This is a genomic window from Shimia sp. R11_0, from assembly GCF_017744035.1.
In the GTDB taxonomy this organism is placed as follows: Bacteria; Pseudomonadota; Alphaproteobacteria; order Rhodobacterales; family Rhodobacteraceae; genus Shimia; species Shimia marina.
In genome coordinates this window covers 42,528-64,593 of sequence record NZ_JAGHQY010000002.1, presented here as the reverse complement: position 1 = coordinate 64,593, position 22,066 = coordinate 42,528, and the positions used below count along the sequence as shown (strand labels likewise).

At 57.3% G+C, this 22,066-nt stretch carries 23 protein-coding genes; 13 read left to right on the top strand and 10 right to left on the bottom strand.

Going from position 1 to position 22,066, the window contains the following annotated elements:
* The first annotated feature begins 18 nt into the window (after positions 1–18).
* The 6 genes from J7382_RS04825 (at position 19) to grxD (ending at position 5,056) form a co-directional block, all read left to right on the top strand.
* Positions 19–1,167 carry a BamA/TamA family outer membrane protein gene (locus J7382_RS04825; protein WP_209067704.1) on the top strand — a complete coding sequence of 383 codons (1,149 nt, stop codon included), beginning with the start codon at positions 19–21 and terminating at the stop codon, positions 1,165–1,167.
* Positions 1,168–1,340: 173 nt separating this feature from the next.
* Positions 1,341–3,500, top strand: a complete 2,160-nt coding sequence (gene purL / locus J7382_RS04820; RefSeq protein WP_209067701.1) for a phosphoribosylformylglycinamidine synthase subunit PurL — start codon at positions 1,341–1,343, stop codon at positions 3,498–3,500.
* Between the two features lie 4 nt (positions 3,501–3,504).
* Complete coding sequence (locus J7382_RS04815; protein WP_247744847.1) at positions 3,505–4,029, top strand: hypothetical protein; 525 nt, start codon at positions 3,505–3,507, stop codon at positions 4,027–4,029.
* Between the two features lie 76 nt (positions 4,030–4,105).
* A complete protein-coding gene (locus J7382_RS04810; protein WP_058240666.1) occupies positions 4,106–4,342 on the top strand; it encodes a BolA/IbaG family iron-sulfur metabolism protein in 237 nt (78 codons plus the stop codon).
* Positions 4,343–4,351: 9 nt separating this feature from the next.
* A complete protein-coding gene (locus J7382_RS04805; protein ID WP_209067698.1) occupies positions 4,352–4,582 on the top strand; it encodes a hypothetical protein in 231 nt (76 codons plus the stop codon).
* Between the two features lie 111 nt (positions 4,583–4,693).
* A complete protein-coding gene (gene grxD / locus J7382_RS04800) occupies positions 4,694–5,056 on the top strand; it encodes a Grx4 family monothiol glutaredoxin (RefSeq protein ID WP_209067696.1) in 363 nt (120 codons plus the stop codon).
* A gap of 68 nt (positions 5,057–5,124) precedes the next feature.
* Here grxD and J7382_RS04795 read toward each other — a convergent pair whose 3' ends face one another.
* The 4 genes from J7382_RS04795 to J7382_RS04780 all read right to left on the bottom strand — a co-directional run bounded on the left by J7382_RS04795 (position 5,125) and on the right by J7382_RS04780 (position 7,572).
* Entirely contained in the window at positions 5,125–5,658 is a 534-nt protein-coding gene (locus tag J7382_RS04795; RefSeq protein WP_209067694.1) for a cytochrome b/b6 domain-containing protein, read from the bottom strand.
* A gap of 113 nt (positions 5,659–5,771) precedes the next feature.
* A complete protein-coding gene (locus tag J7382_RS04790; protein ID WP_209067693.1) occupies positions 5,772–6,383 on the bottom strand; it encodes a YiiX/YebB-like N1pC/P60 family cysteine hydrolase in 612 nt (203 codons plus the stop codon).
* Positions 6,380–6,775 carry a cell division protein ZapA gene (locus tag J7382_RS04785; protein WP_058240661.1) on the bottom strand — a complete coding sequence of 132 codons (396 nt, stop codon included), beginning with the start codon at positions 6,773–6,775 and terminating at the stop codon, positions 6,380–6,382. Before J7382_RS04785 ends, J7382_RS04790 begins: the two co-directional genes overlap by 4 nt.
* Positions 6,775–7,572 carry a hypothetical protein gene (locus tag J7382_RS04780; protein ID WP_209067692.1) on the bottom strand — a complete coding sequence of 266 codons (798 nt, stop codon included), beginning with the start codon at positions 7,570–7,572 and terminating at the stop codon, positions 6,775–6,777. Before J7382_RS04780 ends, J7382_RS04785 begins: the two co-directional genes overlap by 1 nt.
* A 279-nt stretch (positions 7,573–7,851) precedes the next feature.
* Between J7382_RS04780 and tkt the strand changes: the two genes are divergently transcribed.
* Complete coding sequence (tkt, locus tag J7382_RS04775; RefSeq protein WP_209067691.1) at positions 7,852–9,873, top strand: transketolase; 2,022 nt, start codon at positions 7,852–7,854, stop codon at positions 9,871–9,873.
* Between the two features lie 405 nt (positions 9,874–10,278).
* Complete coding sequence (locus J7382_RS04770) at positions 10,279–11,025, top strand: lysophospholipid acyltransferase family protein (protein ID WP_209067689.1); 747 nt, start codon at positions 10,279–10,281, stop codon at positions 11,023–11,025.
* 177 nt (positions 11,026–11,202) lie between these two features.
* Here J7382_RS04770 and J7382_RS04765 read toward each other — a convergent pair whose 3' ends face one another.
* The 6 genes from J7382_RS04765 to J7382_RS04740 all read right to left on the bottom strand — a co-directional run bounded on the left by J7382_RS04765 (position 11,203) and on the right by J7382_RS04740 (position 15,443).
* On the bottom strand, positions 11,203–11,643 hold the full coding sequence (locus J7382_RS04765) for a hypothetical protein (protein WP_209067687.1): 441 nt from the start codon (positions 11,641–11,643) through the stop codon (positions 11,203–11,205).
* The gene (locus J7382_RS04760; RefSeq protein WP_209067685.1) at positions 11,618–12,250 is read right to left on the bottom strand and encodes an NADAR family protein; all 633 of its coding nucleotides are present in this window, start codon (positions 12,248–12,250) and stop codon (positions 11,618–11,620) included. Before J7382_RS04760 ends, J7382_RS04765 begins: the two co-directional genes overlap by 26 nt.
* Positions 12,216–13,193: a DUF808 domain-containing protein gene (locus J7382_RS04755; protein WP_209067682.1), complete on the bottom strand. Its 978-nt coding sequence runs from the start codon at positions 13,191–13,193 to the stop codon at positions 12,216–12,218. The genes J7382_RS04760 and J7382_RS04755 overlap by 35 nt, the downstream gene beginning before the upstream one ends.
* 236 nt (positions 13,194–13,429) lie before the next feature.
* Entirely contained in the window at positions 13,430–13,927 is a 498-nt protein-coding gene (gene coaD, locus J7382_RS04750; RefSeq protein WP_209067679.1) for a pantetheine-phosphate adenylyltransferase, read from the bottom strand.
* 117 nt (positions 13,928–14,044) lie between these two features.
* Positions 14,045–14,479, bottom strand: coding sequence for a CBS domain-containing protein (locus tag J7382_RS04745; protein ID WP_058240651.1), 435 nt, complete (start codon positions 14,477–14,479; stop codon positions 14,045–14,047).
* Positions 14,480–14,549: 70 nt separating this feature from the next.
* On the bottom strand, positions 14,550–15,443 hold the full coding sequence (locus J7382_RS04740) for a LysR family transcriptional regulator (RefSeq protein ID WP_209067677.1): 894 nt from the start codon (positions 15,441–15,443) through the stop codon (positions 14,550–14,552).
* A 102-nt stretch (positions 15,444–15,545) separates the two neighbouring features.
* Here J7382_RS04740 and J7382_RS04735 point away from each other — a divergent pair, with 102 nt between their 5' ends.
* The 5 genes from J7382_RS04735 to J7382_RS04715 all read left to right on the top strand — a co-directional run bounded on the left by J7382_RS04735 (position 15,546) and on the right by J7382_RS04715 (position 22,064).
* Positions 15,546–17,045, top strand: a complete 1,500-nt coding sequence (locus tag J7382_RS04735; RefSeq protein ID WP_058240948.1) for a CoA-acylating methylmalonate-semialdehyde dehydrogenase — start codon at positions 15,546–15,548, stop codon at positions 17,043–17,045.
* A gap of 81 nt (positions 17,046–17,126) precedes the next feature.
* Positions 17,127–17,549, top strand: coding sequence for a hypothetical protein (locus J7382_RS04730; RefSeq protein ID WP_209067675.1), 423 nt, complete (start codon positions 17,127–17,129; stop codon positions 17,547–17,549).
* Between the two features lie 408 nt (positions 17,550–17,957).
* On the top strand, positions 17,958–19,547 hold the full coding sequence (locus J7382_RS04725; RefSeq protein WP_209067672.1) for a GGDEF domain-containing protein: 1,590 nt from the start codon (positions 17,958–17,960) through the stop codon (positions 19,545–19,547).
* A gap of 250 nt (positions 19,548–19,797) precedes the next feature.
* Positions 19,798–20,937: an acyl-CoA dehydrogenase family protein gene (locus J7382_RS04720; RefSeq protein ID WP_209067670.1), complete on the top strand. Its 1,140-nt coding sequence runs from the start codon at positions 19,798–19,800 to the stop codon at positions 20,935–20,937.
* 86 nt (positions 20,938–21,023) lie between these two features.
* Positions 21,024–22,064, top strand: coding sequence for an enoyl-CoA hydratase/isomerase family protein (locus tag J7382_RS04715; protein ID WP_209067668.1), 1,041 nt, complete (start codon positions 21,024–21,026; stop codon positions 22,062–22,064).
* Positions 22,065–22,066: the final 2 nt, after the last annotated feature.

The window sequence follows — 22,066 nt, the reverse complement described above, 5'->3', positions numbered from 1 at the left end:
CTTCAAAGGAAGCATAAGATGGCACTTCCCCTCTTAGGCAAAACACAGAAACGGCAGGCGCATTTTGCGCCTGCCGTCTTGTTCTGTGCCAGCCTGATTTCCCTTATGGCATTGAGCCCCGCAGCCTTTGCCGATCCCGTCGAAAACAACCCGCTGGGGCAACCGCTGGAAACCGCAGCCTCAGATGAGGGCTACGGTTTGCGCGAAGGCTCCTTTGTGGTGGCCCCCATTCCCTTCAAAAACGTGTTGATCGGTGCTGGCCTGGTGCTCGGTGGCGGCTACCTGTTTCAAATGGATGCGGAAAGCGACACCTCCTATCTGGGTGTGGCCGCCATGCGCAGTGAAAACGGCTCGCACGCCGTTGGCCTTGGCGGCAACTTCGCCTTTGACAACAACCAATGGCAAATGGGCGTCACGCTGGCCGATGCGGAGGCCAAATATGATCTCTACCTTGGCAACCTTCCCGTTCCTGTGCGCCAAACTGGTCAGATTTTTGACAGCACACTCTTTTACGGCCTCACGCCAGAACTGCTGATCGGCGGCGGTCTGCGCTATGTCACCACCTCACTGGGGTATAACAGCGCCGCAGGCGGCCCGCCCCTGCCCGAAGCCGATCTGGATCTCGCCCATATCAGCCTGCTGGGCAAATGGGACACCCGCGATGACAGCTTTTCGGCCCGCACGGGCCACCTGCTTGAGGCCGACATCAGCTATGGCAATGTCGTCAGCGCCAGCAGCCGCGACTATGTCAAAGCCTCCCTGTCCTTCACCTATCACCAGCCCGTTGGGGCTCAGGACAGCCTTGCCCTACATCTGGTTGGCTGCACGGTCTCCGATGCCGCACCGTTCTTTGACAAGTGTTCTCTGGGCGGCACCGACAATTTCCGTGGCTACAGCCCGGCGGAATTTCTGGACAACGATCTGCTCTCCGCTCAGATCGAATACCGCCACCAATTGTTCTCCCGCCTTGGGCTTGTCGCCTTTGCCGGCGTCGGCGACACAGGCAGTGCGCTTTCTGACATCAACGACGATGGCCTGAAATACGCAGGCGGCCTTGGCCTGCGCGTCCAACTCTCCAAGAAGTTCAAAGCCATGCTCTCTGTGGACGCTTCTGTAAATGAGCGCAGCGAAGACCTGCTTTATGTCTATGTCGGGCAGCGCTTCTGACATCTGGCAGACCCTGATCATTGCCCGGAGCACCCCGCGCATTGCGCCACGCTCTGGGCATATTTACAGCATCGAAAGCAAGCGCAGCCTGACGTGGCGCTTTAATCTCTTCCCCTTTTGTCTCTCCTGCCCTAAAAGCCCCTCAAACGCTATTTATTGGGGACTCTCGCCACATGCAGGAACCGGCCATCACCACCGATCTCATCGAAGCTCATGGACTGAAGCCTGACGAATACGAATTGATCCTTGAGATCATCGGACGCGAGCCCACCTTCACTGAGCTGGGCATTTTCTCGGCCATGTGGAATGAGCACTGCTCTTACAAATCCTCCAAAAAATGGCTGCGCACCCTGCCCACCGAAGGCCCACAGGTGATCTGTGGCCCCGGTGAAAACGCTGGCATCGTGGACATTGGCGATGGCGATGCGGTTGTTTTCAAAATGGAAAGCCACAACCACCCGTCCTACATTGAACCCTATCAAGGTGCCGCCACCGGTGTTGGCGGCATTTTGCGTGATGTCTTCACCATGGGCGCACGCCCCGTGGCCGCCATGAACTCGCTCTCCTTTGGCGAACCCTCCCACCATAAAACCCGCCAGCTTGTGAACGGTGTGGTCGAAGGTGTCGGCGGCTATGGCAACTGCTTTGGCGTGCCCACCGTGGGCGGCGAAGTCCGCTTCCATGCGGCCTACAATGGCAACTGCCTTGTGAATGCCTTTGCCGCAGGCCTTGCGAAGACCGACAGCATCTTCTACTCCGCCGCCTCTGGCGTCGGCATGCCTGTGGTCTATCTGGGTGCCAAAACCGGCCGTGATGGCGTCGGCGGCGCAACCATGGCCTCTGCCGAATTTGACGACACCATCGAAGAAAAGCGCCCCACCGTTCAGGTCGGCGACCCTTTCACCGAAAAACGCCTGATGGAAGCGACGCTGGAGCTGATGCAGACCGGTGCCGTGATCTCCATTCAGGATATGGGCGCAGCCGGTCTGACCTGTTCCGCCGTGGAAATGGGCGACAAAGGCAAACTGGGTGTCAAACTCAACCTCGAAGACGTGCCACAGCGCGAAGAGAACATGACAGCCTACGAAATGATGCTGTCTGAGTCTCAGGAACGCATGTTGATGGTGCTCAAACCAGAGCTTGAGGCCGAGGCTCGCGCCGTCTTTGAAAAATGGGATCTGGATTTTGCCATCGTCGGTGAAACCATCGCCGAAGACCGATTCCTGATCCTGCACAACGGCGAAGTCAAAGCCGACCTGCCGCTCTCCCCGCTCTCTGGCCGCGCACCGGAATATGACCGCCCTTGGGTGGAAACCCCGGCCGCCGAAGAACTGGGCGACGTGCCCTCCATTGATGCCATCGACGGCCTCAAGGCGCTGATCTCCACGCCAAACTATGGCGGCAAACAGTGGGTCTATGAGCAATATGACACCACCGTCATGGGCGACACGGCCCAACGTCCTGGCATGGGCTCCGGCGTGATCCGCGTGCATGGCACCGACAAGAAACTGGCCTTCACCTCGGACGTGACCCCACGCTACGTGAAAGCCAACCCAACCGAGGGCGGCAAACAGGCCGTGGCCGAAGCCTACCGCAACCTGACCGCCGTGGGCGCCAAACCACTGGCCACCACCGACAACCTGAACTTCGGCAACCCGGAAAAGCCTGAGATCATGGGGCAGTTTGTGGGCGCAATCAAAGGCATCGGCGAAGCCGTCGCAGCGCTGGACATGCCGATCGTCTCCGGCAACGTGTCGCTTTATAATGAAACCGACGGCTCCGCGATCCTGCCAACGCCAACCATCGGCGCGGTGGGTCTGATTGCTGCGGGCGAAGAGCCTATCTTAGGCGACGTGCGCGACGGCCATGTGGCACTTGTGGTGGGCGACACCACCGGCCATCTGGGCCAGTCCGCCCTGCTGACCGAAGTCTTCAACCGCGAAGATGGCGACGCCCCCCATGTGGATCTGGAGGCAGAGCGCAAAAACGGTGAGTTCATCCGCGAAAACCGCGACTGGATCAAAGCCTGCACCGATCTGGCGGATGGCGGCCTTGCGCTGGCAGCCTTTGAAATGGCCGAAGCCGCAGGCGTGGGCATCCAGCTGGATATGGACGACACCCCAACGCTGTTTGGCGAAGATCAGGCCCGCTACCTGGTGGCTTGCAACTTTGATCAGGCCGAAGCGCTGATGATCAATGCGGCCAAAGCCGGTGTTACCATCACCTCCGTGGGTCGCTTCAGCGGCGATACTGTGAAATTCGGCGGCGCAGAAGCCCCGCTGGCAGAGCTTTCGGACATCTTCCGGGGCAGCTTTGCAGCGGCGGTGGCCTGAGAAAATGCAACGGAGGGCGCCGGAGCTCCCGGCGCTCTCTGACGACTGCGCCAACTGTGCAGCCCTCTGCTGTGTGGCCTATCCCTTTGACGCAGACGAAGACTTTGGCCTGCTCAAACGCGCCGACACCCCCTGCCCCAATCTCTCTGACAGCTGCTTTGACTGCACCATTCACAAGGACCTGATCCCGCGCGGCTTTGGCGGCTGCGTGGCCTATTCCTGTGCTGGGGCCGGGCAACGAGTCACCCAGCAACTGTTTGAAGGTGAGAACTGGCGCGAAGATCCCGATCTGCTGGAACATATGACCTATGCGCTGCGCGTGCTGCGCCCCATCCATGAAGCCCTTCTGCTGCTCAAACAGGCGCAGCAAATCCGCGTGCCACAAAGCGTCGCAGACCAGGGCGCGGCCCTGATGGCAGCGCTGTGTCCGCAAGACGCCAAATCCATCTATGATTTTGAGGATTATGAAGTGCAGGATGCTTTGGCAGATGTGCCTGCCTACCTTCAATCGCTTGCGCCTTTCGTCTGAGCTGCAGGAATCCAGCTTGCAGAGCAGCGCCGCGCCACTTACATTTTTTCTGAACGACACAAAGGAATAGCCAATCATGCCGATGAGCGCCCATCAAATTGAGGAACTTCTGCGCGAGACTTTCCCGGACGCCGATATTCAGGTCGGCGGTACCGACGGTGTGCATATGTCCGCCATGGTGATTGACGAAAGCTTTCGCGGCAAAAACCGCGTCCAGCAACAGCGCGCCGTCTACGCCGCCCTTAAAGGGAAGATGGATGGCCCCTCAGGTGAGTTGCACGCGCTCGCATTGACCACCAAAGCACCGGAATAAGCGCAAAATATGGATGGGCTCTTACCCTTTCTGATCCCTGCTGTGGTCGCCTTGGTCGCTTTGAATGCCTGGGTCGGTCGCAATCGCAGCGGTCTGGTGGAAGAAGAAGACGATCCAGACAATCACGTGCTGCGCTCCGACTATCAGTCCGGCATGGGCGGCGGTGCACAGCGCACTTGGAAAGTGCCCAAAGACCCGGATGCCTACGCCCGCCTGTTTGTGCCCAAGGACAAAGACTGACTGAGAGAGATCAGGCGCTGCGCGAACCTGCGCTTGATCATTGGCAAGCCCCGCCTGCTCTCCTATATGACATGCAACTGACACGGCCCAGCCCGCCGAAAGGAAACGCAAATGACCGACGTTAAAGACCGCATCGACGAAATCGTGAAAAACAATGACATGGTGCTCTTCATGAAAGGCACCAAAGATATGCCCCAATGCGGCTTCTCCTCCCGCGTGGCTGGCGTGCTGAACTACATGGCCGTGGACTATGCAGATGTGAACGTGCTTGCGGACGAAGAAATCCGTCAGGGCATCAAAGATTACTCCGACTGGCCCACCATCCCGCAGCTTTATATCAAAGGCGAGTTTGTGGGGGGCTGTGACATCATCACAGAGATGACCCTGTCGGGTGAGCTGGACACGATGTTTGATGACAACGGTGTCGCCTATGACAAAGAGGCCGCAGATAAGATCCGCGAAGCCAACGCGTAAAGTGCTCTGATAAAATTACCAAAGCCCCGTCATCTCTGACGGGGCTTTTTGTTTGCGCCGCTCCTTGATCAGACCCGGCCGATCATACGACCCAATGTGCCGTCGCGATCCAGAAATTGGTGTTTCAAAGCCCCCGCAATATGTAAGGCCACCGCTGCCACCATAGCCAGAGCCATGATCTCATGCACAGCATAGGCCGCATCTGACACCCAGTCGATTTCTGGCCCGGCAGGAACGGTGAACAGTCCAAAAAATCCAATGCCACGCCCGCCAAACAGGGACCCAAGCACACCAGACAAGGGCAGGACGACAATTCCGGCCAACAGCACCCAATGGGCCAGACCGGCCATGACGTGCTGCCAACCGCGATGCAAGGGTTCAATAAATCCCTGACGCAGACGCCATCCCACGCGCCACACGCCCAACATCAGGATCAGCAAGCCAAGCGCCTTGTGAAAACCGATCAGCTCGCCTTTGCCGGGGCCTCTGGGAACCACCCGAAACACGTAAAATCCAAACGCCAGCGCCCCAATCATCAAAATCGCGAAAATCCAATGATTCCAACGCGATACCCGATCATAAACAGCTCGTACCTGCGACACGACACACTCTCCTGCAAGATAACATTTCCAAGGTCCAAAGACCTTCTGTCTCTTGCACGCACCGCGTGCTCCTTTCCGTCGCACAGAAGCAACTTTTTTCGCTTTGCTTGTGCCTAGCGGTTAAAGCCCGGAATATTCCCTTCCACACGATAAACCTGCAAACGCCCATCCCGGCTCAACCCGCCCGGATGAGAGCCCGGTGCCCCTTCGGGCACCTCCTGTCCCACCTCCGCATAATGCGCCACCCACTCCGGCATCAGCTCCCCGCTTTGCGTGTCCCGAAAACTCAGTGGCGTATTGGGAAACAACGCCGCGCCCCCATTGGCATGGCGGAACATCTCAAGGATCAGTTCACTGCAATAAAGCGCCTCAGAGCTGCTGCTGTAGTAAGGATCATAAGGCACCCCAAGCCGCGCGCGGCCAAATTCCAGCGCAGCTGGGATCAACATCCGATAAGGCGCGCTCAGCCGCGCAAACACCAATCTGGGCCGAGCATGCGCGCAATGGCTCCGCGCGGCGTACTCCTCCAAAGATGTCAGCCGTACAACCGGATCAATCGCTTCCAACACACAGAGCGCGCCGTCCTGATCTATGACGATGCCAACATGGTTGAGTCGAGCTCCGCGATGACCTTCGACCACCGCAGAAATCAGATTGTCATCTTCCCCAATGGCCGCAAAAATCAAGTCTCCTGCGGCCAGTTGCGACAGGTCATTCCGGCTCACCCGGCAGCCTTTTCCTCAACCAGATCCGCGAGCGATTCTGCCCGCGCTGCCATCTCTGCCAGCGTCTGTGTCACCGTTTCGGGAATGGTGGGCACCTCAATCTTCTCAGGCTCCGGCAAAGGCGCATCGCGCAGTTCTTTGATCTCTGCCTCTCGCGTGGCGATCTTGGCCTGCGCATCCCGCAGCTGATCTTCCAGCCCAGCGGTCTTATCCGCCAGCATCAACCCTGCCATCAGCAACATACGTGCCTCAGGGATCCGACCGGCCTGCGCAATCAGAACTTTCGCCTGATCATCCAGCATCTGAGCCGCAGCACGCAGAAAGTGCTGTTCGCCATCCTGACAGGCCACTTCAAACACCCGTCCGCCAATTTCAATCTGAACCTCAGGCATTATACGTCTCCTGCCTCTTCACGGGCCTCGGTCATTACCTCTTCCTCAGGGGTGTCCTCTGCGGGCGCCACCACCTCAACAACTTCCGCGACACCGCCCTGCACAAGCGGGCGCAGCTCCGCCAGAATCAAAGCCGTCTCTGTGATTTCCGCTTCTCGCAGCGCCGTCAGCGTTGCCAGATCCGCTTGCAGTGCCTGGGTCACAGTGGACAGCTCCACCATCTCACCTTTTTCCACCTGATCGCGCAATTGCTGATTGGCCCCCCGCTCCCGGCGTACCATCTGACGCAGACGCCGCAGGCGCTTGGCCAGCTCATCCAAAAGCGCACGGTTCTCCGCCACCGCAGCGGTCTCTGCCGCATTGGTTTCGGTCGGCGCTTCCGCCGCAGCATCCTGAAGCTCTTCCAACTTGTCAGCCGCTGCCGCAGCCGCCGTCTCCGCCGCCTCCGCGCGGGCTTCTGCGGCCATCAAAGCCTGCGCATGCTCTTCTGCTGCCTTGCTCAACGCAGCTTCAACTGCAGCCTCGCCTGCGGTTTCCGAGGCAGTCTCTGCCGCCGCACGCGCCTCTTTCTCCGCGCTCAATTCTTCTTCGAGTTCGTCTTGCCGCGCCGTCAGCGCACGCACGCGTTCTTCCATCTGCGCGGTGACCAGCGCTTCGTTTTCCAACGCCCGGCGCAACGCCTGAACGTCATCGCCCTCATCCGGCTCAGCAACCACGGCCTGCATCGCATCCACGCCACGCGCAATGCGCTCCAGCGCCGAGCTCAGCCTGCCTTCAAGTTCGCTGATGTCACTCATGTGCCTCGTCCTTTCCGGTCGGGTTCTTGTTGACCCGCGTTTTGACCCACGTTCTGTCGCGTGTCCGTCTGCTTATGACGTCGTCTTAACGAATCGCGCCAGCACGCTCAATGGGGTGAGTGTATCCAATGGCTTGCGAAATTGCGCCCCCCTCTCCGCAGGAAAACCACCCGCATTTGCCGCGTAAATTAACACCTCAAAGCCCTTGTTAGGTTGCTATTAAGCATAAAACTGCTATTGACCCGACAACCTAACCCCTAGACCCAGAGGAGCGCATCCGTGGATATCGCCGCACTGCGTGAAAAGAACCCTGAACATTGGATGAAAGCTGCTGCCATCCGTGCCCTGACACTGGATGCGGTTGCTGCCGCCAATTCCGGTCACTCCGGCATGCCTATGGGCATGGCCGATGTGGCGACCGTGCTGTTTGAGAAGCACATGAAATTTGACGTGGCCGCGCCAAACTGGCCGGATCGCGATCGTTTCATCCTCTCCGCTGGCCACGGCTCCATGCTGATCTACTCTCTGCTCTACCTCATGGGCGACAAGCAACTGACCCATGAGCAGCTGGTGAACTTCCGTCAGATGGGCGCCCTCACCGCGGGTCACCCGGAAAACTTCCTGCTCGACGCTGTGGAAACCACCACCGGCCCATTGGGTCAGGGCATTTCCAACGCTGTGGGCTTTGCCATGGCCGAAGAGATCCAGCGCGCGCAATACGGCCGCAAGCTGGTCGATCACTACACCTATGTCATCGCCGGTGACGGCTGCCTGATGGAAGGCATCTCTCAGGAGGCCATCGGCCTTGCTGGTCGCCACAGCCTCGGTCATCTGATCGTGCTCTGGGACAACAACAACATCACCATCGACGGTACTGTTGAGCTTTCTGACCGCACCGATCAAGTCAAGCGCTTCAAAGCCTCCGGCTGGCATGTGCTGGAAATTGACGGCCACGATCCAGAAGCGATCGATGCCGCCATTGAGGCCGCCAAGAAAACCAAAAAACCGTCGATGATTGCCTGCAAAACGCACATCGCCATCGGCCACGCGGCACAGGACACCTCCAAGGGCCATGGCGCTCTGACCGATGCCGACCAACTGGCCGCAGCCAAAGAAGTCTACGGTTGGACCGGCGGTGCCTTCGAAGTGCCTGCTGAGATCAAAGCACAGTGGGAAGCCATCGGCGCCCGTGGTGCGGCTGATCGCGAAGCCTGGGAAGCCCGCTTTGCCGAGGCCTCCAAGCAGAAACAGGATCGCTTCAACCGCGCCTATGCTCTGGACGTCCCCAAGAAGCTTTCTGCAACCGTGAAAGCGCTGAAAAAGCAGATTTCTGAAGACAAACCTTCCGTGGCCACTCGGAAATCGTCTGAGATGGCACTGGCCGCGATCAACCCGATCATGCCGGAAACCGTGGGCGGCTCTGCGGACCTGACCGGTTCCAACAACACCAAGACCGGCGATCTGGGCGTGTTTGACACCGACAACCGCAAGGGTCGCTATGTCTACTGGGGCATCCGTGAGCACGGCATGGCCGCCGCGATGAACGGCATGGCGCTGCACGGCGGCATTCGCCCCTACGGCGGCACCTTCTTCTGCTTCACCGACTATGCACGCCCCTCCATGCGTCTGGCCGCTCTTAGCAAGATCCCCACCGTGTTCGTGATGACCCACGATTCCATCGGTGTGGGCGAAGATGGTCCAACCCACCAGCCGGTTGAGCACCTCGCGATCTGCCGCGCGACCCCGAACACCTATGTGTTCCGTCCAGCAGACTCCGTGGAAACTGCCGAAGCCTGGGAAATTGCGCTGACCAGCAAAGAGACCCCTTCCGTGATGGCTCTGACTCGTCAGAACCTGCCTACCGTGCGCACCGAGCACAAACTGGCAAACCTGACCGAGAAAGGCGCCTATGTGCTGGCCGAGGCTGAGGGCAAACGTCAGGTGATCCTGATCGCCACCGGCTCTGAGGTCTCCACCGCGATGGAAGCCAAGGCTCTTCTGGAAGCGGAAGGCATTGGTACGCGCGTGGTCTCCATGCCCTGCATGGAGCTTTTTGCTCAGCAGGACGAAGCCTATCGCCGCAAGGTTCTGCCAGCGGGCGCAGCCGTGCGTGTTGGCGTCGAAGCGGCTGTGCGCGCAGGTGGCTGGGATCAGTGGCTGCTGGGGGAACGCGCCCGTCCCGGCAAATCCGACTTCGTCGGCATGTCCAGCTTCGGAGCCTCTGCGCCTGCTGGTGAGCTGTTTGAGAAGTTCGGCATCACCGCAGCCAATGTGGCCCAAAAGGCCAAAGACTTGCTGTAAGAAGTCGACATATACAATTGAAAAGGCGCGCTAATCTGGCGCGCCTTTTTCGTTTTTTCTGTCATATCAGAACTTTTATGCCTCCGGTGGGGATATTTTCATCAAGAGGAAGTAACCTTCTGTTAACCACGGCTGCCGCAGCCTTGTGAGGCGGTACAGGCTGGGAAGCCGATGACCGCTCAAGGGGAAGATCTCAAGATCAACCTCAGGGGTGGCTGGCGACAACTGCCCCTTTCCCTTTGATGAAAATATCCCGGGGGTGTGGGGGCTGGCCCCCACGCGGCCATAGCCAAAGGCGATTGCCGCGGTTGGACTTGCCATATTCCCCCTATCCTTACCCATCGTAACTCTCTATCAGCCTAACAACACTCATGGGGCCCGCGCCCCCCTCTCTAGGATCCCGACATGCTCGCCACTCTCGCCAAGCGGACCCTGCTGGTCCTTGTCGGCCCCGCCATCTTTCTGTTTGTTGCAAGCGCCCCAACCTTCTGTGGCGGCAAACGTGGCTTCCGCGGCTGGTACTGGCGGCGTGTGTCACGCGCCTGTTCCTGGCTTTTGTGGTTTCTCGATGTGACGGTAGAGATTTCTGATGCCGCCCGCGAAGCGCTGCGCACGGATGAGAACTCAATCATTGCCGTCAATCACCGCAGCCATCTGGATGGGTTCAGCATGCTGCATGTGATCCCGGATGAGAAATGGGTGACCTTTGGGGCAAAAAAAGAGCTCTGTGAAGCTGCGTTGCTCAAACGTGGATTTGAGGGCGCGGGCCTGCTCAAAATCGACCGCCAGAAAGGCCGCGATGCCTTGAGCTCACTCACGGAAGCTATCAAGGAGATGCCCAAACGCCGCTCCCCCATCCTCTTTGTGGAAGGCACCCGCGCCGCCAAACCTGGTCTTGCGCCTTTCAAAGCGGGCGCCGTCCTGATCGCCCAAGAAACCGGCCGCGCTATACGCCCTTTTGTCATCAGCCATTCCGACAGGCTCCTGCCGCGCGGCAAAGTGTTCCCCTTCAAAGGCACCATTCACATCGACGTCCTGGATCAGATGCTGTTTGGCGCTGAGGAAAACACCGACGCCGCCGTCGCCCGCCTGCGCGGTGCCATGGCTGCGGCGTATGATGCGCAGACCGGCGAAGTCACTGAGCTGCCCTAGCTCAAACTCCAGCCATCCTGCCGCACTGCCATCCAGCTTGGACGTAAGCGCCTAAGCAAGCTTCTGCCAGAGTCTTAAAACAGAAGCCTCTGGCGCATACCCCTGCCGCTGTCCCTAATCAAACGACTGGACCGGCGAGGCAGACGTCTGGGATAACGGCAATGCAGATCGGTCTCATCAGACAGGGTTCACCGTGTCTAATATCTCCAGAGCCTCTCTGGCCACATCCGCGCGCAGATCATAGACCGCATCACCCTCCGTGATGTCCGCCATATCTGCCCCGATAACCGCCAGTACATCCCGCAGCTCCCGCCCTGAGAGGCGCAGATAGGCCGCGCTCTCTCCAGACAGCCGATTATAAAGCCGCCCCAAAACACGGCTCTGGCGCCGCTGTGCAGCCGCGACAATAGAGAGCCGCACCGTTAGAAATCGCTGCATCTCATCCACATGAAATGGCACTTCGGTCAGATCCCGCTCAAATCGCAGCGCAGTCTGTGACATGGCGAACCGACGATAGCGGCGGTTCTGAAACAGCCGATACCACGGCCAATGCGTTTTGATCACCGGCAGGTCCGACAGCTCTGTCACCCCTTCACTGCGCAACACTTGTCCCGCCATTCAAGGCAACGTTCTGCGCAACAGATGCGGCTTCTTCAGGAAATTGTCGTTTCAACTCTTCGCGAACACGGGTCAAAGCCTGCCCCAGCAAGTTCTGTCCCGGCCACTCAGCAGTGGCGGTTTGAACCGCAACCGATGCTTCAAGTCCAATCCCCCAAATTACGTCAACTGGGCTGGCCTCAACCAATTCCAAGTTGCCAGTCTGAAACAGCTTCCGACGTAAGCCTTTGTTCTGAGAGAATTTGGCGACATTGATGCGATAGATGATGTCACATTTGGCATCGTCCCAGATCATTTCCTCAAATCCTTTGACTTGTCGCCCAAGCGCCTTTTGTTTTCCAAGGTCAGTCGCAGCCAAGATCTTTGTAGCAATGTCATGATCATCGAACAGCTCTGCTTTGAAATACATCATCGCCTGTTCAGCAGTCACAAAATGACATGCATCCAAAACAAACGCACTTGGATGCCACTGACTAAAAGGGCCTGACCAATAGAAATGAAATCTGCCATCAGAAGCGTCCCTCTTGAGCACCTTACAAAAAAGAGGGGGATCCCAGCCCCCTACACCATCCTCAATGCGTCGCCTTTTTCCCGGTAAACAGGCCAAAGATCGGCCCAATTACTTTGGTCGCAACCGGGATGAGTGCAGTGCCAAGCAACACACCAAACACACCATCCAATGCCGCCTTGGTCGTCCAGGCGACAAAGCCCTCATAGGCAGCGGGAACAGCATGCCCTGCAGCATAGGCAATATCGTGGATGTGGTGTCCAAGCCAGCCAAAGCCGAGTTCTTCAAGGCCATGGATCACGATCGATCCGCCCACCCACAGCATGGCGGCGGTGCCAATAAGCGTCAGCAGCTTCATGAAATAAGGCATGCCCCGTACCAGCCAGCGGCCCAAAGCACGGGTCAAAGACAGGCGACCACCGGCATACATCGCAAGCCCGAGATCATCCATTTTCACAATCAATGCCACAGACCCATAAACCGCAACGGTGATGCCCACGCCCGCCACCGCCAGCGTGGAGGCCTCCAGCCAGAAATTGCTCTCCGGAATGCCTGAAAGGATAATCGTCATGATCTCTGCGGAGAGAATAAAGTCCGTCTTGATCGCGCCTGCGGCTTTCTTTTCTTCAAGATGCGCAGGATCGTCAGTGCCCTCATCCACCTCATAGGCATGCTCTGCCTCATGCGGAATAAAGGCGTGCACCACCTTCTCCGCCCCCTCAAAGCACAGATAAGCACCGCCCAGCATCAGCAAAGGAGAAATCGCCCAAGGCGCAAAGTTGGCCAGCAACAAAGCCGCAGGCAACAGGATCAGCAGCTTGTTCTTGATCGAGCCTTTGGCAATTTTCCAAATGATCGGCAGCTCACGCTTCGCTTCAAACCCATGCAGGTACTTTGGGGTCACAGCGGCATCGTCAATCACCGCACCAGCCGCCTTGGCGCTGGCCTTGGCCGCCCCTGCCGCCACATCGTCAATCGAGGCCGCCGCCACTTTGGCAATGCCTGCCACATCATCCAACAACGCCAGCAAACCGCCTGCCATATGCACCACTCCTCTTTGGCCCATATGGGCCATCTGTCCGTTAAGAGCTTCATGCCTGATCGCAGCGGATTTGCAAAGAGTCGTTGCGCCACAACCCGTTGCGCGCACGCCTGCTTCAGCTTTGGCAGTGCGGCGCATCGAAAACAGTGCACCGCCGCAAAACCGACGTGTTACAGACGCGATACCAACACGCCATTTGACCGTTCTTTTTGGTTAACGCAGCGACGGCAAAGCCATCACTTTTTGCCAAGCCGCTCCAAAAGCGCTTCATTGACCGCAGAGGGCACAAATTTGGAGACATCCCCATCCAGCCGTGCAATCTCTTTCACCAGTTTAGAGGCAATGGCCTGATGTTTAAGATCAGCCATCAGAAACACTGTTTCAATGCTGCTATCCAACGCGCGGTTCATGCCAACCATCTGATATTCATATTCAAAGTCGGTCACAGCGCGCAGTCCACGCACAATGATCTGCGCCCCCACTTCTTTGGCACAGTCGATGAGAAGGTTCTCAAAAGGATGGGCCACAATCTCCGTGCCGGTCTCCTCTGAAAGCTTGGCGCATTCCCCTTCGATCATCGCCACCCGCTCTTCCAAGGTGAACAAAGGTCCCTTGTCACGGTTGATTGCCACACCGATCACAAGCCGGTCCACCAAGACCGCCGCCCGGCGAATAATATCTATATGTCCCAACGTGATAGGATCAAACGTGCCTGGATAAAGTGCGGTGCGCATCTGGGCCTCCCCCGGTTAGCTACCCTGGTCCTGGCGGCACGCAACATTATTGCGTGCCCGATTGCAAGGTCTGTTTACCGTATAGGTAGTTCTGCGGGACAAAGACGTCACGGCACATCAGTGCCCCATGATCATCCCCTGCAGCGCATCCTTTTCCATGGCCAGCTCAGACAGCCGCGCCTTGACCGTATCCCCCAAGGAAATCAGGCCGACAACGGCCCCGTCTTCCATTACAGGCATATGGCGAAAATGGCCTTTGGTCATCTTCTCCAGCACCGTCACAGCATCGTCATTGCGACCACAAGTCACAAGCTCGGTGGTCATATAATCTTCGACCTTATCCGACATGCAACCAACACCACGCTTCGCAAGCTCCCGAACGATATCGCGCTCCGAAAGGATACCAAGCGGCGTCGACCCATCTTCAGACACAAGCACCGTACCGATCCGCTTTTCCGCCAAAATCTTGGCGGCCTCCGACACTAAGGTGTTTGGTTTCACAGTCAGGACGCCTTCGGATCCCTTAGACTTGAGAATCTGATGTACGAGCATGGCAACCTCCGCTTTGCATTTCCGTAGTGTCACTCCCCAATTTGGAGCGTCGCCCGTCCGCAACCACTTGTCAAGCTTGGCTTTCCAGACGCGCAACCTCCTGACGCATCCCCTCACAAAGCGCTTCAGAGAAACGATTGAGCCGCTCCAAACGTCGGTCATCTGCATGCCTGATCAAGTAGAAACTCCGCGTTAAAGAGACGTCTTCTTCAAGGAGTTTCACCACCCGGCGTGCCGAGGGAATGGCAAAGTCATGCACCACACCAATCCCTGATCCGGTCCGCACCCAATTGAATTGCACGGCTGCAGAATTCGAAGCCAGCCGCACGCGCTCCACGCCAACCTCATTGAGATAGTCCAGCTCTTTGTCAAAAATCATGTCCGGAATATAGCCTGTGACCAAATGATCCTTGAGGTCCGCCACAGTCTCAATCTTAGGATGTGTACGCAAGTATCGGCGCGACGCAGCCAGATGCAGCTTGTAGTCCGTAATCTTCTGCACGGTCAGCCTTCCGGCGCTTGGCACCGAAACAGCAACCACCAGATCCGCTTCCCTCCGCGACAGGCTCACAATCCGGGGCAAAGCCACAATCTGGATGTCGAGATCCGGGTTTTCTTCGGCAATACGCGCGCAAACCTGTGGTAACAGGTAATTTGCGACCCCATCAGGCGCGCCAATCCGGATCTGCCCGGACAATCCACTGCTCTGCCCGACCATCTCCTCTGTGGCCTCCTGCAGGCTTTGTTCCACGCGAAGCGCATGGTTCATCAAGCGCTGCCCCGCATCGGTAAGCGCATAGCCCGTTGGCGACTTTACGAATAAAGGCGCCTCAAATGCGGTCTCTAAACGCCCAACACGGCGACCAACCGTGGCAGGGTCCACATTGAGCCGACGCCCGGCCGCAGACAGGCTTTCCTCCCTGGCCACCGCCAAGAAAACCCGTAGATCATCCCATTGAACCATCGCCCAACCTCTTGCAATTACGCAAAGCTATTTTGAACAGTTGCCCCTTTTCGAGGTATTTTTGCAAGCCTATTGTGACGCCAAAGGTTTATGGAGGATGCCATGAAAGAGCTCACACACTATATTAACGGGGAACACGTCAAAGGCACATCCGGCCGTTTTGCCGATGTTTACAACCCTGCGACAGGCGAAGTTCAGGCCAAGGTTCCGCTGGCCAGCAAAGCTGAGATGGATGCTGCCGTGGCCGCCGCAGCTGCCGCACAACCCGCTTGGGGTGCGGTCAACCCACAGCGCCGCGCCCGTGTGCTGATGAAATTTGTCGATCTGCTGCAACGCGATATGGACAAGCTGGCCGAAGCGCTTTCCTCTGAGCACGGCAAAACCTTCCCAGACGCCAAAGGCGACATTCAGCGTGGTCTGGAAGTGGCAGAATACTGCATTGCTGCCCCTCAGATGCTCAAAGGAGAGTACACCGACGGCGCAGGCCCCGGCATTGACATCTACTCCATGCGTCAGCCACTGGGCGTGACTGCAGGCATCACCCCATTCAACTTCCCGGCCATGATCCCAATGTGGATGTTTGCCCCAGCGATTGCCTGTGGCAACGCCTTTATCCTGAAACCATCTGAGCGCGACCCATCCGTGCCTCTGATGCTCGCGGAACTGCTCGAAGAAGCCGGCCTGCCAAAAGGCATCATTCAGGTTGTGAACGGCGACAAAGAAGCCGTGGACGCGATCCTTTATGATGACGTGATCCAATCGGTTGGCTTCGTCGGCTCCACCCCGATTGCTGAATACATCTACGGCACCGGCTGTGCACAGGGCAAACGGGTTCAGTGCTTCGGTGGCGCAAAGAACCACATGATCATCATGCCGGACGCCGACATGGATCAGGCCGCAGACGCTCTGGTGGGCGCTGGCTATGGTGCTGCTGGCGAACGCTGCATGGCGATCTCTGTTGCTGTGCCTGTGGGCGAAGAAACCGCAGACAAGCTGCGCGACAAACTGATCCCTCGCATCGAAAAGCTGAAAATCGCACCTTACACCGCCGGTGACGATGTGGATTACGGTCCGGTTGTGACCGCTGCTGCCAAAGAGAATATCCTGCGTCTGGTGCAATCAGGCGTGGATCAAGGCGCGGATCTGGTGGTTGATGGCCGCGACTTCAGCCTGCAAGGCTACGAGGAAGGCTTTTTCGTTGGTCCGCATCTCTTTGACAATGTCACCAAAGACATGGACATCTACAAAACCGAAATTTTTGGCCCTGTCCTGTCCATGGTGCGTGCAAAATCCTATGAGGAAGCGCTGGGTCTGGCGATGGATCATGAATACGGCAACGGCACCGCGATCTTCACCCGTGATGGCGACGCCGCGCGTGATTTCGCAAGCCGTGTCAACATCGGCATGGTTGGTGTGAACGTTCCGATCCCTGTACCGCTGGCCTATCACACCTTTGGTGGCTGGAAGAAATCTGCCTTTGGTGATCTCAACCAGCACGGTCCAGACGCGTTCAAGTTCTATACACGCACAAAAACTGTGACCTCCCGCTGGCCTTCGGGCATCAAGGAAGGCGGAGAGTTCCACTTCAAGCAGATGGATTGATCTGCCTTCAAAACTGTGTTCATCTACGGGAAGGGGCGGTAAAGTCGCCCCTTTTTTCAGTGTTCATGGTTGGGACAAGGCATGTCGGTATCCTTTCGGATCCTAAAATCGCTCGGGCTGGTGTATGTCCGCTACGAAGGGGAAGCCCGCACGGCTGACACCCTTTCCGCCTTTGGCGCCTACGCAACACATCCGGATTTTCGCCCTGGCCAGAAACAGTTCGTCGACCTGAGCGCCCTGACAGGATGGGATGACGACTACCTTTCATTGATGAAAGCACAGGCAAAGAAAGCCGAGGCTTTCACTGGCAACAACGCGCAGACACTGATCGTCTATTACGCGCCAAACCCTATTGGTCAGAAATTGGCGCAATTGGCTATGCACAGCTGGGAGCCCTTCCCTGCGGTTGTCCCAATCATTCAGGACAATGAAAGTCAGGCCCTCTCCATTCTGGGGCTTCCCTTTGATAGCCTCCAAGCAATGCTGACGCGCACGGCAGAGTGACAATTATGCGCATATACATTACCGTTCGAGCACACTCGCATGTAAACGACGCCGCCTGTTACATGTTTACGCGTTCGTAAGGTCCTAAACTTTAGGCTGATCGCATACAGACATCTGCAGCGGGTCCGCCGAACCACCATGACACAGACTGTCAGATCCGTGTTTTTTCTCACTTGCGCCGCACTATGCGTCGTGAGCCTGGTGGTGCTTTTGTTTCTTCCTCAAGTGCTAAGCTTAGAAGACGATACACCACCGTCCTCGGGGCCTATCTACAACTTTGAACACACTATCTTTGAAACTGGAAAGCGCGCCTCTTTACAGGGATTGTGGTGGTTCAAATTCGGAACGCATCTCCCTCCAAATGACGCGCTCGACGCGATTCAAAATGACACCCTTCAAAAGCTTGAAGTGCCTCATGACTGGGCTAATGACGTACCCAAGACAAACACAAATCCGTTTGCAGACGGGATCGCAACCTACGCCGCCTTACTCAATCTTCCCCCTTTGCATCAACAACAACTCGTTGTCGCACTACCACGCGTCCATGATGCTTATCGCATCTTCTGGGTTCCTCTGGATGCACCAGAAGACAGCTTGGAAATTGGCGCCGATGGCACAATGTCAGGGCCAATCGTAGCCTCCCATGGGACCCGCGCTTACGCGCTTGAAGGCGTGCGCGAAGGGCTTCTGGTGATCCATGTCAGAAAATCCCTCTCCAGTTTTGGTGGTATCCTAAGCGCGCCATTCATCGCAGAAGTAGGTTCCTATCAGGATCGCCTGCAAGTGCGTCGCGTCATGGAAGGCGCCATCATGGGTACGACATTGCTGGTGGCCCTCTTCAATCTGTTCCTGTTTCTGGCCTATCGCAAGGATCCCGCCAGCCTGCTCCTTGCTCTGACTGCAGCCGCGCTCTTGCTACGAGCAGTCATTTTATCTGGCACGCTTGAGATTCTCTTTGGTGGAGAGATCCGCCCACTTCGCGTACGGCTAGAGTATAGCAGCGTGTTGATTTTGGCATGGGCTGCTTACGCAATGCACCAAACTTTGATCTGGCATAAATTCGGAGAGCTGCGTGGCCCGCTTCTGTTTGCCATGGTCGGCATGCTCGGCGTGGCGCTGATATTTGTGGCACCTCTCCCCGTTGTCACGGCAGATCTGATCTTCTTGCAGATCTATTGCGTGGTGGTGATCGGCCTTATGCTGATGACAAGTGCTCGCGCCATTGCGCAACGCCAAAAAGACGCGTGGTTTTACACGCTGGGCTGGCTCGTCCCCCTGAGTGCCGGCATTCACGACGTGCACATCAGCCAGGCCTATGATGGGGTGTATCTGCTCAATCTTGCCTTTGTCATTTTTGTTTGCGTCTATAGTCTAAAACTTGGTCGTCGCATCGCCACCGGGATCACCCGCGCCGACATGGTCGAGGAGGAACGAAGCTTACGCGCACAGTTGGCACGCCGCGCCAACGCAGTGGAAGGACACGACCCGCTGACAGGCCTTCCAAATCGCGCCCATTTTGAAGACGAACTGGCACTGGCCTGGCATCAAAAAGATCGCTCTCGCGATGGGCTGACGCTGCTCCTTCTGGAGATTGACAACTATTCCACTCTGCGTGATTGCCTTGGGGCAAACGCCGCCCAATCCTTGTTACGAAAGGTCGCAAATGCCCTCCGCACAAACGGCCTGCGCCGACTTGATGTGTTGGCCCGGATCAATGAAGCAGAGTTTGCCGTGCTTCTACCGGACACGAATATCGACAATGCACGACTTGTTGCTGATCGACTCCGGCACGAAATTGAGGCACTTAGCACCCTCTGTGACGGAGACAACCTGCTTTGCGTGACTGCGAGCGGCGGTCTGACACAGGCAAAGCCCTGCGACATGGGCTATCCAACCGCTTTCGCTATGATGGACAGCGCGCGCCATGCCCTTCAGCAGGCGAAAGCAGCCGGAAAAAACCGCGTAATTTCAGATGATAACCCAGCAGCGCCCAGTTAAGCTCCCAAGCGCCGGCAAGAAACACGCGGGCAGTACACCTCGGTATTTCTGCAAAACAATTCTGCAAATACGCGGTCCGATAGCGCCATTTTTGCGTCCCGTGCCCTTTGCAATCATTCTGCAAGGATGGTAATTTAACATATGTTCAATTCGTGGTGGGGAGGCCGCGACCTGAGCGCGTCAGCACTCTGGTGTTTCCTGTCCCCTGCCCGCACTGGCCCATGCGTGCCGCGACCTTGAAGGATGAGACATGGATTTTGCACTGACCGAAGAACAGACCCTGATCTTTGATATGGCCAAAGGCTTTGGCGAAGAGCATATCGCGCCTTTTGCCCAGGACTGGGAAGCCGCAGGCACGATCCCCAAAACGCTCTGGCCCAAAATCGCAGAACTGGGTCTGGGAGGCATCTATGTCTCTGAGGAAAGCGGCGGATCAGGGCTGTCTCGTCTGGATGCTACGTTGGTCTTTGAAGCGCTGGCCATGTCCTGCCCCTCCGTGGGCTCTTTTCTGTCGATTCACAATATGTGCGGCGGCATGATCGATAAGTTTGGTTCTGAGGAAACCAAACAGAAGTGGCTGCCGGACCTCTGTTCCATGAACAAAGTCTTTTCCTACTGTCTGACCGAACCGGGTTCCGGCTCCGACGCCTCCGCACTCAAAACCCGCGCCGAACGCAGCAACGATGGATATGTGCTCAACGGCACCAAGGCCTTTATCTCTGGCGGATCCTATTCAGATGCCTACATCTGTATGGTGCGCACCGGCGAGGATGGCCCAAAAGGCATCTCCACTGTGGTGGTGGAAGACGGCACCGAAGGCCTGTCATTTGGGGCGCTGGAGAAGAAAATGGGCTGGCTTGCTCAGCCGACATCCCAAGTGCAGTTTGACGATTGCAAGGTCCCTGCCGGCAACCTGATCGGCGAAGAAGGCAAAGGCTTCAGCTACGCCATGAACGGTCTGGATGGCGGGCGCCTCAACATTTCTGCAGGCGCACTTGGCGGCGCCCAGAAGGCGCTAGATCTGACCGTACAATACATGTCCGAACGCAGAGCTTTCGGCAAATCCATCAACCAGTTTCAAGCCCTGCAATTCCGGCTTGCGGAGTATGAAACCAAGCTACAGGCCGCGCGCACCTTCCTGCGTCAGGCGGCGTGGAAGCTGGACAATGGCGACCATGATGCAACCAAATTCTGCGCCATGGCCAAGCTGATGGTGACGGATGTGGCCTTTGACGTGGCCAACGGCTGTTTGCAACTGCACGGCGGCTATGGCTATCTCGCAGACTACGGCATCGAGAAAATTGTCCGCGACCTGCGCGTGCATCAGATCCTAGAAGGCACCAATGAAATCATGCGCTTGATCATCTCCCGTCAGATGATTGCCGCCTAAACAAAGCCGCTCCGCCCCAGCCTTCGAGGCTGCAGCGGAGCGGTCTGGACTACGCCAGACGGACAGACACAAACCGGAGCGTTCACGTGGACGATATTTCCATCCGAATCTTGGGCCAGACAGGCCGCATCACACTCACGCGCCCAAAGGCACTCAATGCCCTGTCATATGAGATGTGCCTCGCCATCGAAGCCGCTTTGGACAGTTGGGCCACCGATGACACAGTCAAAATGATCGTCATTGACGCAGAAGGTGACAAAGCCTTTTGCGCAGGGGGGGACATTGCGGAGCTCTATGACACCGGCACCGCCGGGGACTATGCCTACGGACAGCGGTTCTGGGCCGATGAATATCGCATGAACGCCAAGCTGTTTGAGTTCCCCAAACCGGTTGTAAGCTTCATGCAGGGCTTCACTATGGGCGGCGGTGTGGGCGTGGGCTGTCATGGCTCCCACCGCATTGTCGGAGAAAGCAGCCAGATCGCCATGCCCGAGGTCGGTATTGGTCTTGTGCCTGATGTCGGCGGCTCACTGATCCTGGCGCGCGCGCCTGGACGTCTGGGAGAATACCTCGGCATGACCGCCGCACGCTTGAACGCGGCAGATGCGATTTATGCGGGGTTTGCCGATTTTTTCATTCCTCAAGACCACTGGCCCACCCTGATTGAACAGCTGGAAGAGACCGGCGACTGGACATTGATTGACGCGGCCGCAACGCCGCCAGAAGAAAGCAGGCTTGCAACACAACAGAAAGACATTGACGCAAACTTCGGTGGAGAGACGCTCAATGACGTCCTCAACGCCCTGCATCATGCGCAAGATGATCTGGCCCCTGCCGCGCTCAAGAAACTCGGGCGCAATTCCCCTCTGGCGATGGGCGCAGCACTTGAAATCATCCATCGTGTCCGCACACGTGATGACATTCGTTTTGCATTGGATCAGGAGTATCGCTTCACCTTCCGCGCCATGGAACATGGCGATTTTCTGGAAGGCATCCGCGCACAAATCATCGACAAAGACCGCAATCCGCAGTGGAAATACACCTTGGAGGGGGTGCCTGCCGGCGTCATAACCAAAATGGTATTGCCGCTGGGAGCGGATGCGCTGACATTTGAAAAGGGAGAGTAGGA

What these genes read in the sequence shown, in the direction of transcription:
- J7382_RS04740 (WP_209067677.1), bottom strand. Translation starts at nt 15,443, where the DNA reads ATGGTTCAATGGGATGATCTACGGGTTTTCTTGGCGGTGGCCAGGGAG.
- coaD (WP_209067679.1), bottom strand. Translation starts at nt 13,927, where the DNA reads ATGCGCACCGCACTTTATCCAGGCACGTTTGATCCTATCACGTTGGGA.
- J7382_RS04730 (WP_209067675.1), top strand. Translation starts at nt 17,127, where the DNA reads ATGTCGGTATCCTTTCGGATCCTAAAATCGCTCGGGCTGGTGTATGTC.
- J7382_RS04785 (WP_058240661.1), bottom strand. Translation starts at nt 6,775, where the DNA reads ATGCCTGAGGTTCAGATTGAAATTGGCGGACGGGTGTTTGAAGTGGCC.
- J7382_RS04735 (WP_058240948.1), top strand. Translation starts at nt 15,546, where the DNA reads ATGAAAGAGCTCACACACTATATTAACGGGGAACACGTCAAAGGCACA.
- purL (WP_209067701.1), top strand. Translation starts at nt 1,341, where the DNA reads ATGCAGGAACCGGCCATCACCACCGATCTCATCGAAGCTCATGGACTG.
- J7382_RS04810 (WP_058240666.1), top strand. Translation starts at nt 4,106, where the DNA reads ATGCCGATGAGCGCCCATCAAATTGAGGAACTTCTGCGCGAGACTTTC.
- J7382_RS04765 (WP_209067687.1), bottom strand. Translation starts at nt 11,643, where the DNA reads ATGGCGGGACAAGTGTTGCGCAGTGAAGGGGTGACAGAGCTGTCGGAC.
- grxD (WP_209067696.1), top strand. Translation starts at nt 4,694, where the DNA reads ATGACCGACGTTAAAGACCGCATCGACGAAATCGTGAAAAACAATGAC.
- J7382_RS04805 (WP_209067698.1), top strand. Translation starts at nt 4,352, where the DNA reads ATGGATGGGCTCTTACCCTTTCTGATCCCTGCTGTGGTCGCCTTGGTC.
- J7382_RS04755 (WP_209067682.1), bottom strand. Translation starts at nt 13,193, where the DNA reads ATGGCAGGCGGTTTGCTGGCGTTGTTGGATGATGTGGCAGGCATTGCC.
- J7382_RS04770 (WP_209067689.1), top strand. Translation starts at nt 10,279, where the DNA reads ATGCTCGCCACTCTCGCCAAGCGGACCCTGCTGGTCCTTGTCGGCCCC.
- J7382_RS04780 (WP_209067692.1), bottom strand. Translation starts at nt 7,572, where the DNA reads ATGAGTGACATCAGCGAACTTGAAGGCAGGCTGAGCTCGGCGCTGGAG.
- J7382_RS04815 (WP_247744847.1), top strand. Translation starts at nt 3,505, where the DNA reads ATGCAACGGAGGGCGCCGGAGCTCCCGGCGCTCTCTGACGACTGCGCC.
- J7382_RS04825 (WP_209067704.1), top strand. Translation starts at nt 19, where the DNA reads ATGGCACTTCCCCTCTTAGGCAAAACACAGAAACGGCAGGCGCATTTT.
- J7382_RS04720 (WP_209067670.1), top strand. Translation starts at nt 19,798, where the DNA reads ATGGATTTTGCACTGACCGAAGAACAGACCCTGATCTTTGATATGGCC.
- J7382_RS04745 (WP_058240651.1), bottom strand. Translation starts at nt 14,479, where the DNA reads ATGCTCGTACATCAGATTCTCAAGTCTAAGGGATCCGAAGGCGTCCTG.